This is a genomic window from Pantoea sp. JGM49 (assembly GCF_018257655.1).
Classification (GTDB): domain Bacteria; phylum Pseudomonadota; class Gammaproteobacteria; order Enterobacterales; family Enterobacteriaceae; genus Pantoea; species Pantoea communis.
On record NZ_JAERJM010000010.1, the window covers coordinates 194,685 to 205,890 of the forward strand.

Annotated in this window: 8 protein-coding genes; 5 read left to right on the top strand and 3 right to left on the bottom strand. The window is 58.3% G+C overall.

Annotated elements, in window-relative coordinates; genetic code table 11:
* Nucleotides 1-17: 17 nt before the first annotated feature.
* Nucleotides 18-665: a 2,3-diphosphoglycerate-dependent phosphoglycerate mutase GpmB gene (gene gpmB / locus JK231_RS17885; protein WP_038649182.1), complete on the bottom strand. Its 648-nt coding sequence runs from the start codon at nt 663-665 to the stop codon at nt 18-20.
* A gap of 51 nt (nt 666-716) precedes the next feature.
* Here gpmB and yjjX point away from each other — a divergent pair, with 51 nt between their 5' ends.
* On the top strand, nt 717-1,235 hold the full coding sequence (yjjX, locus tag JK231_RS17890; RefSeq protein ID WP_211729157.1) for an inosine/xanthosine triphosphatase: 519 nt from the start codon (nt 717-719) through the stop codon (nt 1,233-1,235).
* On the opposite strand, the gene trpR is transcribed toward yjjX, so the two are convergent.
* Entirely contained in the window at nt 1,236-1,559 is a 324-nt protein-coding gene (gene trpR, locus JK231_RS17895; protein ID WP_038649187.1) for a trp operon repressor, read from the bottom strand.
* 44 nt (nt 1,560-1,603) lie between these two features.
* Nucleotides 1,604-3,523 (bottom strand): murein transglycosylase, encoded by a 1,920-nt coding sequence (gene sltY, locus JK231_RS17900; RefSeq protein ID WP_211729158.1) that lies wholly within the window; start codon nt 3,521-3,523, stop codon nt 1,604-1,606.
* A gap of 256 nt (nt 3,524-3,779) precedes the next feature.
* Between sltY and atzF the strand changes: the two genes are divergently transcribed.
* From atzF to urtA, 4 genes are read left to right on the top strand one after another with little or no spacing between them, the layout of a single operon-like run.
* Nucleotides 3,780-5,576, top strand: a complete 1,797-nt coding sequence (gene atzF / locus JK231_RS17905; protein ID WP_211729159.1) for an allophanate hydrolase — start codon at nt 3,780-3,782, stop codon at nt 5,574-5,576.
* A 2-nt stretch (nt 5,577-5,578) separates the two neighbouring features.
* Nucleotides 5,579-9,196: an urea carboxylase gene (gene uca / locus JK231_RS17910; protein ID WP_211729160.1), complete on the top strand. Its 3,618-nt coding sequence runs from the start codon at nt 5,579-5,581 to the stop codon at nt 9,194-9,196.
* Between the two features lie 9 nt (nt 9,197-9,205).
* Entirely contained in the window at nt 9,206-9,904 is a 699-nt protein-coding gene (locus tag JK231_RS17915) for a GntR family transcriptional regulator (RefSeq protein WP_034826206.1), read from the top strand.
* 28 nt (nt 9,905-9,932) lie between these two features.
* Nucleotides 9,933-11,201: an urea ABC transporter substrate-binding protein gene (urtA, locus tag JK231_RS17920; protein ID WP_097118305.1), complete on the top strand. Its 1,269-nt coding sequence runs from the start codon at nt 9,933-9,935 to the stop codon at nt 11,199-11,201.
* The last annotated feature ends 5 nt before the right edge of the window (nt 11,202-11,206 follow it).

The following is an 11,206-nucleotide window of genomic DNA, read 5'->3' on the forward strand; positions in this document are numbered from 1 at the left end:
CCGAAACCGAATGACGCTTAACGCTGCAATTCGTCCAGCGCAGGCGCATCCAGATGCGACACATCGCCTGCCGTCTCGACCACCCAACCTGCAGCCAGCCACGCGCTCTGTTGATGATCCACGCGTGAAATCGAGCAGTTGCGCAGGCGCAAACGGCGCTCAGCGTGCGCCGGCAATCCCAATAGCGTACTCACTAACACGCCTAACGCCATACCGTGACTGACAATCAACGGACGGCTGCCCGCTGGCAGTTCGAGCAACGCGTTCAGCGCTTCGTGCATGCGCGTCGCCATCTCCAGCATCGATTCACCGCCAGGGATGCGGCCGTCTTGGGTGCCATCCACCAGCGTTTTACGCCAGCTCTCCTCTTCCGGCGTTAAGCCATCAAGGGGGCGCTGTTCGAGACAGCCCATATTCAGCTCACGCAAACGTGCATCAACCGTGACCGTACAACCGCAGGCATCCGCGATGATCTCGGCGGTGCGGCGCGTGCGGCCTAAATCGCTGGCGATCACATGGGTGATGCCCTGCGATTTCATCCGTTCACCCACTTGTTGGGCCTGTTGCTCACCTTTTTCCGTCAGCGGACTGTCGGATTGACCTTGAATGCGTCGGGCCGCATTCCATACCGTTTCGCCGTGACGAACAAGATAGACCTGTAGCATGCTTAATTTCCGTTATACTGCGACAAATTTGCCTTGAGGGTTCAAACAATTATGTACCACGTTGTCGCAGCCACCATCAACCCGGCAAAAATTCGCGCGATTGCTCAGGCGTTCAACGACGTCTTTGGTGAAGAATCCTGCCATATTGAAGGGGTCGAGGTCGAGAGCGGCGTCGCTGCTCAACCGTTAAGCGATGTCGAAACGCGAACTGGCGCACGTACCCGCGTAGCGAACGCCCGTCAGCAACGCCCTGAATCTGACTATTGGGTCGCGATTGAAGCCGGCATCGAGGGCGATTGTGCCTTTGCATGGATGGTGATTGAAAACGCCCAGCAGCGCGGCGAATCGCGCTCCGCCAGCTTCACCTTGCCGCCGATTGTCATGGCGGGCTTAGCCGCCGGACACGAACTCGGTCACGAAATGGCACGCTTAACCGGCGTTGATAATATCAAGCAGAAAGGCGGCGCTATCGGCGCGTTTACCAACGGTCTGTTGAGCCGCTCAAGCGTTTACCACCAGGCGCTGATACTGGCACTCTGCCCGTTCACCCATCCGCTGTATCAGCAGTAATTAATGGCGGCCTAAGCGCGCTTCCAGCCAGCGTTTCAGCTCAGGAGGCGCTTCTTTCAGACTGTTAGAGCCACGCGTGATGGTGGCGATACCGACGCCCAGCTCATTCTTCAGCTCGCGCTGGCTCATGTCGCCGTTCATCAGCTCTTCAATAATGCGCAGGCGCGTGCCAAACGCTTCACGCTCATCGGGCGTCATCATCAGTTGCAGCAAAGGCAACGACACACCGTCCGCGAAAGCGTTCTGCATCAAATCGATAAAACGCAGCCAGTTATCTTCAACAGGCTGAGCCGCATCCGGCTGGGAAGAAAGAGGTTGGCTCATGAAGGGCTTCCGTACTCATTAGCGAGTACGGAAGCATAGCACAGCTAGTAACGGCGATTCCACTCGCCATCGGCGAGAATCTTATCCGGCTTGCCCATGAAGTAACGGTAGTAGGCGTCATACGCCAGCACGTTTTTCACGTAGCCGCGTGTTTCTGAGAACGGAATGGTTTCGATAAACGCCACTGCATCCAGTTTGCCACCGCTGTTATTCAACCAGCTGCGTACCCTGCCCGGCCCGGCATTATAGGCCGCCGAGGAGAAGATGCGGTTCTGATCGAACTGCTGATAGACGTATTCCAGATACTGCGTACCAATCTGGATATTGGTCTGTGGGTCGAGCAACTGGCTGCTGTTCACATAGCCGGGGATGTTGTACATCTTCACGGTATGGCTGGCCGTGGCTGGCATCACCTGCATCAAACCACTGGCACCGACCGGCGAACGCGCTTTCGGATTCCACGCACTCTCCTGGCGGGAGATCGCCATGGCATAGCTCTGCGGAATACCTTTATCGCTGGTGTATTGCTGATACAGATTGCGCCATGCCAGCGGGAAGCGCTCTTTCAGGCTATCCCACATTTTCGCGGTAATGGTCGCCTGCACGCTGAGATCCCACCAGTCCTGCTCGTTGGCGTAACGCGCCAGCATCTGTTGCTGCGAATGGGTCTTGCTGGAGATCAGATTGGCCCATTCACTGCGCGCCAGGTTATCCAACCCCCAGTACATCAGCTCACGTACGCGCGCCAGTTCAGGCCCCTGCACCACCGAGCTGTCTGCCGCCGGGGCCTGATCGATCTGCAACGGATATTCCACGCCGAGACGCTGCGCCGCCACCATCGGATAGAAACCACGAGCCTGCATCAGCTTACGCAGAATCTCATCGGCTTCTTCTTTGCGCCCCTGAGAAATCAGCAGATCGGCTTGCCAGTATTGCCACTCATCTTTCTCTTTGGCTTCAACCGGTAAACGCGCGATCCAGGTGTTCAGTCCACGACGATCGTTCTGACTCAGCGCCAGACGCACGCGACGCTCCACCAGCGCGGTGGATTCACTGTTCATCACCACTGCATCACGCCAGCGCGCCTGCTCGGAGGTCAGATCGGCGCCCATCATGCGCCACACCACGGTTTCCTTAAGATCCTGCTCTTCCGCCGGGCTCATTTTCTGCGCCTGCACCAGTTGCGGGATCATCATGCGCGCATTATCCATGTCTTCACGCGCGACGCGGGCAAAGGCATAACTGGTGGCCATACGGGTGAAATCGGTCGGACCGAGGCTGCTGGCAAAAGTGGTGACGGTCTGCGGATTTTGCTGCAGCGCAATCAGCGCGCTGGAAGTGGTTTGATAATCCGCCGGCAGCATTTTCGCCAGATAATTCACCAGGCTGTCGTTGCCGGCTTTCATCGCCAGGCGAATACGTTCGAGGATGGTGATCGGCGACATCTGTCCGGACGCTTGCCACACCGAGAACAGCTGATCGCAGTCATTCGGTAGCGCGGAACCGCGCAGCCAGATCGATTTCGCGCCATCAAACGCCACCTGCTGCTGGCCGGTAGCCCACTTGGCGTAATACCAGTTACAGCGCGCCTGCACCGGTTTGGGCTCATCCGGGCTAAAGCTCAGCACGCCCTGCCAGTCCTGACGATGTGCCAACACGTTGACGAAGCGTGTCGAGAGTGAACGCGCCGGTGGCAGCGTTGGATATTGCTGAATGAAATTCTTCACCGCCAGCGGCGTCTCTTGATCGAGATCCTGCGCCAGCAAACGGTATTGCAGATACGGATAGAGCGGATAATCCCGCAGCGTTGGCATCAGCTGCGAGACCTGGTCCATTTGATTGTTATCCCAGGCTTGTTTGATTTGCGCATAGCGCTGTCTTTGTTGATCCAGCGAGTCGGCCCACACGCTGCTGGCCGTGCTGACCAGACAGATCCCTATCATCCAGTTACGCCACTTCTCCACTCTACTCTCCTCTCTGCTGCGATCCAGCTCATGCCAGACTTAACTCATGCTAACCAGGCCAACGGTCTCTTGCCATGTTCTTCACAAAATTTACGCAGGCGCACCGTGATTGCACACCGTCTGCGCTGTGACTGTGCAAATTATCATCACAAAATCCTATGTCATATCAATTAGCTACAGCTATTCATTTACTTACAAAAATGGCACGCGCTTTGCTCTGTTGAATTCCATCTTGTATACCAGTTGGAATTCACTCATGGCAGCAACCTTCGGATACACGCTTCAGGATTGGCAACACCGCTATCAGCAGGACCCACAGTGCATCAGCACCTTGTTGGCAGCACACCTCGACGCCATCGACCAGCAGGATAACGCCTGGCTGTATGTCGCTTCGCCCGCACAGCTGCAGGCGCAAATTGAACCCTTGCTGGCCAGTTACTTGCGCAATCCCGCTGCACTGCCGCTGTTTGGCGTGCCGTTTGCGGTGAAAGACAATATCGATGTGGCAGGCTGGCCGACCAGTGCCGCCTGTCCGGCCTTAACCTATACGGCTGAATCTGATGCCTTTGTGGTCGCACAGCTTAAAGCGGCCGGTGCGGTGGTGATCGGCAAAACCAACCTCGACCAATACGCCACTGGGTTAGTCGGCACGCGTTCTCCGTTCGGTGCGGTAAGCAACACCTTTAACCCCGAGTATGTTAGCGGTGGTTCCAGCTCCGGTTCTGCTTCGGTGCTGGCGCGCGGCCTGGTGGGCTTCTCGCTGGGCACCGATACCGCCGGTTCCGGTCGCGTCCCGGCAGGTTTTAACAACATCGTCGGTCTGAAACCGACCAAAGGCTGGTTCTCGGCCAGCGGCGTAGTGCCTGCTTGCCGTTTGAATGACACCATCTCCGTCTTCGCTCTGACGGTGGAAGATGCCTTCACCGTTGCCACCGCCGCAGGCGGTTACGATGCGGGAGACGCCTACTCACGCAACAATCCGCACACCGCGCCTGCCAGCTTTAAGGCTCGACCTGATTTCGCCATTCCTGCCACGCCTGAATTCTTTGGTGATAAGCAGGCCGAAGCAGCCTGGTTACGTGCACTGGAGCAACTGCAAGCGGGCGGTGCGACGCTGCACCCTATCGACTTCACCGCATTCCACCAACTGGCGGAACAGCTTTATTACGGCCCGTGGGTTGCCGAGCGCACTGTCGCTGTCGGTGAGATGATCAATCGCCCGGAAGAGATGGACCCGGTGGTGTTCGGCATTGTCAGCAGCGGCCTGAAATACACCGCCGTTGAAGCTTATCAGGCGGAATACCTGCGTGCCGAACTGACGCGTCAAATCCAGCAAACCCTGGCGCAGTTTGATGCGCTCGTGGTGCCGACCTCGCCAACCATTCACACGCTGGAAGAGATGAAGCAGGAGCCGGTGCATTACAACTCGCAGTTTGGCACCTACACCAACTTCACTAACCTTGCTGACCTTAGCGCACTGGCGCTGCCTGGTCCGTTCCGCGCCGATGGCCTGCCTGCGGGCATCACGCTGATTGCGTCTGCCTGGCAGGATCGCGCGCTGGCAGGCTTCGGCATTCAGTGGCAACAGCAGATGGCGCTGACGTTAGGCGCGACCGGCAAAGCTCAGCCCGCTCAATACACCGCCTTCCCGGTGTCTGCCGATCACGTACGCGTGGCAGTGGTCGGTGCGCACCTCACCGGCATGCCGCTCAATTTCCAGCTCACCACCCGCAATGCGGTGTGGGTGGAAGAGACACAAACCGCCAGTCACTACCGCCTGTTTGCCCTGCTCGATGGTCCGATCAAAAAACCCGGCCTGCTGCGCGGTGACAGCGGTGCCGCCATCACCGTGGAACTGTGGGATATCCCACTCGCGCGCTTTGGCGAATTCGTGGCGGAAATCCCGGCACCGCTCGGCATTGGATCTCTGACGCTGGCTGATGGTCGCGTGGTGAAAGGCTTTATCTGTGAACCGGCGGTGCTGTCGCAGGCGCTGGAAATTACCGAATTTGGCGGCTGGCGCAACTGGCTGGCCTCTCAGGGGAGTAAATAACCATGTTCAGCACCGTCCTGATCGCTAACCGTGGCGAAATCGCCTGCCGTGCGATTCGCACCCTCAAGCGCCTCGGCGTGAAAAGCGTCGCCGTTTACTCCGATGCCGACCGTAACGCGCGACATGTCAAAGAAGCCGATGTGGCGATTGCCCTCGGCGGTGACAAAGCCAGCGACAGCTATTTGCGCATCGATAAAATTCTGGCTGCTGCTAAAGAGACCGGCGCAGAAGCCATCTGGCCGGGCTACGGCTTTCTCTCCGAAAGCCTGCCGTTTGCCGCCGCCTGTGAAGAGGCGGGGATTGCATTTGTTGGTCCGACGGCGCAGCAGATTGGCGAGTTTGGCCTGAAGCACCGCGCGCGTGAACTGGCGGCTAGCGCAGGTGTGCCGATGACGCCTGGCACACCGCTGCTCAACTCGCTGGAAGAGGCGCTCAGCGCGGCAGAAAACATCAATTATCCGGTGATGCTAAAAAGCACGGCGGGCGGCGGCGGTATTGGCTTAATCCGCTGTGACGACGCCGATGCGCTGCGCAATGCATGGGAGAGCGTACGTCGTCTCGGCGAACAGTTTTTCAGTGATGCAGGCGTGTTCCTGGAGCGCTTTATCGACCGCGCGCGCCACGTTGAAGTGCAGATTTTTGGTGACGGCAGCGGCAAAGTGATTGCCCTCGGTGAGCGTGACTGCTCATTACAGCGTCGCAACCAGAAAGTGGTGGAAGAGACCCCGGCACCGAACCTGCCGCAGGCGACGCGTGAGGCGCTGCTCTCATCGGCCGTGCGTCTGGGCGAGTTAGTGAGCTATCGCAGCGCCGGTACCGTGGAATACATCTACGACGCCGCACAGGATGCGTTCTATTTCCTCGAAGTGAACACCCGCTTGCAGGTTGAGCATCCGGTGACGGAGTGTGTGACCGGGCTCGATCTGGTGGAGTGCATGCTGCAAGTCGCCGCCGGTGATGCCATCGACTGGGCGCGACTGCAGCAGGCCCCCAAAGGCGCATCGATTGAAGTGCGTATCTACGCCGAAGATCCATTGAAAAACTTTCAGCCAAGTCCCGGCACCCTGACCGGCGTCAGTTTCCCGGATGGCGTGCGCGTGGATGGCTGGATCGATACCGGCACCGAAGTCTCAGCATTTTACGATCCGATGATTGCCAAACTGATTGTTCACGCCGACACGCGTGAAGCGGCGCTGGAAAAAATGCAGCAGGCGCTGGATGCCACGCAGCTGCACGGCATCGCCACCAACCTCGATTATCTGCGCCAGATTGTGGCCACCGAAGCGTTCAGCAGCGGCAAAGTCTGGACGCGTTTCCTCGACAGCTTTACGCCGTCCGCCAGCGTGATTGAAGTGCTGCAACCCGGCACCTTCAGCAGCATTCAGGATTTCCCTGGCCGCCTGGGCTATTGGGATATTGGCGTGCCACCTTCAGGCCCGATGGATGACTTCGCTTTCCGCCTCGCAAACCGCATTGTCGGCAACCACGACAGCGCCGCCGGGCTGGAGTTTACTTTGCAAGGCCCGACACTGCGTTTCCACAGCGACGCAGTCATTGCCCTGACCGGCGCAGATTGCCCGGCAGAACTGGATGGCGCAAGCCTCGATTACTGGCAACCAATCAGTGTAAAAGCAGGCCAGACGCTGACGTTAGGCCGTGCGCAAAGCGGTTGCCGCACTTATCTGGCAGTACGCAACGGTTTCGATGTGCCGGAATATCTGGGCAGCCGTTCTACCTTCTCACTCGGCCAGTTTGGTGGTCATGCCGGACGCACCCTGCGCGTCGCCGATATGCTGCCGATCTCCCAGCCGCTGCTGGCCGCCTGCACCACGCCCGCGCCGATCAGTGAACCGCAAGCGCTCGATCACGCGCTGGTGCCGCACTATGGCAACGAATGGCGCATCGGCGTGCTGTACGGCCCGCACGGCGCGCCGGATTTCTTCACCCAGGCTGCCATCGACGAGTTCTTTGCCAGCGACTGGCAGGTGCACTACAACTCCAACCGCCTCGGTGTGCGTTTAGTCGGACCAAAACCGACCTGGACGCGCGCCAACGGCGGCGAAGCCGGGCTGCACCCGTCTAACGTACACGACTGCGAATACGCAATTGGCGCGGTGAACTTTACCGGTGACTTCCCGGTGATCCTGACCCATGACGGCCCGAGCCTCGGTGGCTTCGTCTGTCCGGTGACCATCGCCAAATCAGAATTGTGGAAAGTCGGTCAGGTGAAACCCGGCGACCGCATTCGCTTCCACCCGATCAGCGCTGATGAAGCGGTGGCGCTGGAGAAAGCCCAGGCGCACAGCGTGGAAACCTTGCGCAGCACTCATGCGCCAGCCTTTGAGGTTCCCTCACTGGCGGCCAGTAACATTGGCTCTGCGACCTTGCTGGCCGCACTGCCCGCCACAGACACCACGCCTGCTGCCGTGTATCGCCAGGCCGGTGATAAATACGTGCTGATTGAGTACGGCGATAACGTGCTGGATCTGGCGCTGCGTCTGCGTGTGCACCTGCTGATGAATGCGCTGCGTGAACGTGCGGTGCCTGGCGTGGAAGAGCTATCGCCTGGCGTGCGTTCATTGCAGGTGCGCTATGACAGCTTGATCCTCAGCCAGAAACAGCTGATGAATCTACTGCTGGAACTGGAAGCCGGACTCGGCGATGTCAGCCAGCTGAAAGTGCCTTCGCGCATCGTCTGGATGCCAATGGCATTTGAAGACAGCGCCACGCTTGGTGCGGTTGAGCGTTATCAGGAAACCGTGCGCGCTACCGCACCATGGCTGCCGAACAACGTTGATTTTATTCAGCGCATTAATGGGCTGGAGAGTCGCGAAGCGGTGCGCGACACCATTTTCGATGCCAGCTATTTGATCCTCGGCCTGGGCGATGTCTACCTCGGTGCGCCTTGCGCGGTACCGATCGACCCACGCCATCGCCTGCTCAGTTCCAAATACAGCCCGGCACGTACCTTTACCGCCGAAGGTACGGTCGGTATCGGCGGCATGTACATGTGCATCTACGGCATGGATTCTCCCGGCGGTTATCAACTGGTGGGCCGCACGCTGCCAATCTGGAACAAATTCCTCAAGAACGACCAGTTCGCCGCGGATGAGCCGTGGCTGCTGCACTTCTTCGATCAGGTGCGCTTCTATCCGGTGACCGAAGATGAACTCACGCAACTGCGCGATGACTTCCGCGAAGGCCGCGCCACGGTACGCATCGAAGAGACGCTGTTTGATTTCGCTGCCCACCAGCAATTCCTCGCTGAACACGCCGACTCAATTGCCGAATTCCGTCAGCGCCAGTCAGCCGCTTTCGAACAGGAAGTGACGCTGTGGGCACAGGAAGAGCAGAACGCGCCGCTGACCAGTGAAGAGACGCTGATGGCCCCGGAAGCCGACGAAGATGCGCTAGCGGTCTGTGCCGATATGAACGGCAACATCTGGAAAGTGCTGGTGCAGCCAGCTGACGCGGTGGAAGCCGGTCAGACGCTGATCATCGTCGAAGCCATGAAAATGGAACTGGCGATTGTCGCGCCGCAGGCCGGCACGGTGAAACGCATTGCCTGTCAGGCAGGACGTCCGGTGAGTCCGGGCGACACTCTGCTGTGGCTGGAATAAGGAGTTCGTATGCATCAAAGCCCACGCAGCAAAGGCCGCCCGGAAGCGCTGGCGGAGAAGGTTTATCAGGCATTGAAACAGGACATTTTTGAGTTTCGTTTGATGCCCGGTGACCGCTTTAGCGAAAACGAAATCGCCGATCGGCTCGACGTGAGCCGCACGCCGGTACGTCAGGCGCTGTTTTGGCTGGAGCGCGAGGGCTATGTCGAAGTGTGGTTCCGCAGCGGCTGGCAGGTGAAGCCGTTCGACTTCGAATACTTCGAAGAGCTGTACGACTTCCGCACCGTGCTGGAGCGCGAAGCAGTGCGCCGCCTGTGCGCGCTGCCGCCGCTGGCCTGTGCGGAAATCCTGAACGAACTGAAAGGTTTCTGGATCGATGCGCCACGCCTGGAGGATGGCAAAGCGGTGTCGGCGCACGACGAAGCCTTTCATATGGCGCTGGTAGCCGCCGCGGGCAATCAGGAGATGGCACGCATCCACGCCGAACTGACCGAAAAGATCCGCATCATCCGTCGTCTCGACTTTACCCGTGACGACCGGGTAGATGCGACATACCGCGAACACGCTCAGATTTTACGGGCGATTTTCCAGCAACAAACCGAGGAGGCACAACGCATTTTAACCGACCACATTGCCGTCAGTAAGGCAGAGGTCAGAAAGATCACATTGCATATGTTACAGCAGGCCCGGCTTCAACCCATTGAATAAAAACACTAACACATTTAGAGGGTTAACGATGAAAAGACGTTCGTTGCTAAAAGCTTTTGCGCTCTCCGCCACCGTGACCAGTTTGGGCTTTACCTTTGGTGCCCAGGCCGCTGATACCATCAAAGTCGGCATCATGTCGTCGCTTTCCGGCACCATGGCGATCTCCGAGACGCCGCTGAAAGACGTGGCCCTGATGACCATTGATGAAATCAACGCCAAAGGCGGCGTGCTGGGCAAAAAGCTGGAACCGGTGGTGGTCGATCCGGCGTCTAACTGGCCGCTGTTCGCGGAGAAAGCGCGTCAGCTGTTAACACAGGATAAAGTCGCGGCGGTGTTCGGCTGCTGGACTTCGGTCTCACGTAAGTCAGTGCTGCCGGTGTTTGAAGAGCTGAACGGCCTGCTGTTCTATCCGGTGCAGTACGAAGGCGAAGAGATGTCGCCAAACGTGTTCTACACCGGTGCGGCACCCAACCAGCAGGCGATTCCGGCGGTGGAATACCTGATGAGCGAAGACGGCGGCAGCGCCAAACGCTTCTTCCTGCTGGGTACCGATTACGTCTACCCGCGTACCACTAACAAGATTCTGCGCGCCTTCCTGCACACCAAAGGCATTCAGGATAAAGACATCGAAGAGGTCTATACGCCGTTTGGCTACAGCGACTATCAGACCATCGTTTCTAACATCAAGAAGTTCTCTGCCGGTGGCAAAACGGCCGTGATCTCCACCATCAACGGTGACTCCAACGTGCCGTTCTACAAAGAGCTGGCTAACCAGGGCATTAAAGCCACGGATATTCCGGTGATCGCCTTCTCGGTCGGGGAGGAAGAGTTGCGCGGCATTGATACCAAACCGCTGGTCGGTCAGTTAGCCGCGTGGAACTACTTCGAATCGGTGGATAACCCAACTAACGCGAAATTCGTGGCGGATTACCGTGCTTATGCCAAAGCGCACAACCTGCCGAACGCAGGCACCGTGGTCACCAATGACCCGATGGAAGCGACTTATGTCGGCATCCATATGTGGGCGCAGGCGGTAGAAAAAGCGGGTACCACCGATGTGGACAAAGTGCGTGCGGCGATGGCCGGACAGACCTTTAAAGCGCCGGACGGCTTCACGCTGACCATGGATAAAACCAACCACCATCTGCACAAGCCCGTGATGATCGGCGAAGTGGAAGAGAACGGTCAGTTCAACGTGGTGTGGCAGACCGATAAGCCAATCCGCGCTCAGCCCTGGAGCCCGTACATCGCCGGTAATGATAAGAAGCCGGATTATCCGGTGAAATCGACGAAGTAATACGC

Excerpts from the sequence above, each read along its gene's own strand:
- gpmB (WP_038649182.1), bottom strand. The coding sequence starts at position 665 with ATGCTACAGGTCTATCTTGTTCGTCACGGCGAAACGGTATGGAATGCG.
- yjjX (WP_211729157.1), top strand. The coding sequence starts at position 717 with ATGTACCACGTTGTCGCAGCCACCATCAACCCGGCAAAAATTCGCGCG.
- trpR (WP_038649187.1), bottom strand. The coding sequence starts at position 1,559 with ATGAGCCAACCTCTTTCTTCCCAGCCGGATGCGGCTCAGCCTGTTGAA.
- atzF (WP_211729159.1), top strand. The coding sequence starts at position 3,780 with ATGGCAGCAACCTTCGGATACACGCTTCAGGATTGGCAACACCGCTAT.
- uca (WP_211729160.1), top strand. The coding sequence starts at position 5,579 with ATGTTCAGCACCGTCCTGATCGCTAACCGTGGCGAAATCGCCTGCCGT.
- JK231_RS17915 (WP_034826206.1), top strand. The coding sequence starts at position 9,206 with ATGCATCAAAGCCCACGCAGCAAAGGCCGCCCGGAAGCGCTGGCGGAG.
- urtA (WP_097118305.1), top strand. The coding sequence starts at position 9,933 with ATGAAAAGACGTTCGTTGCTAAAAGCTTTTGCGCTCTCCGCCACCGTG.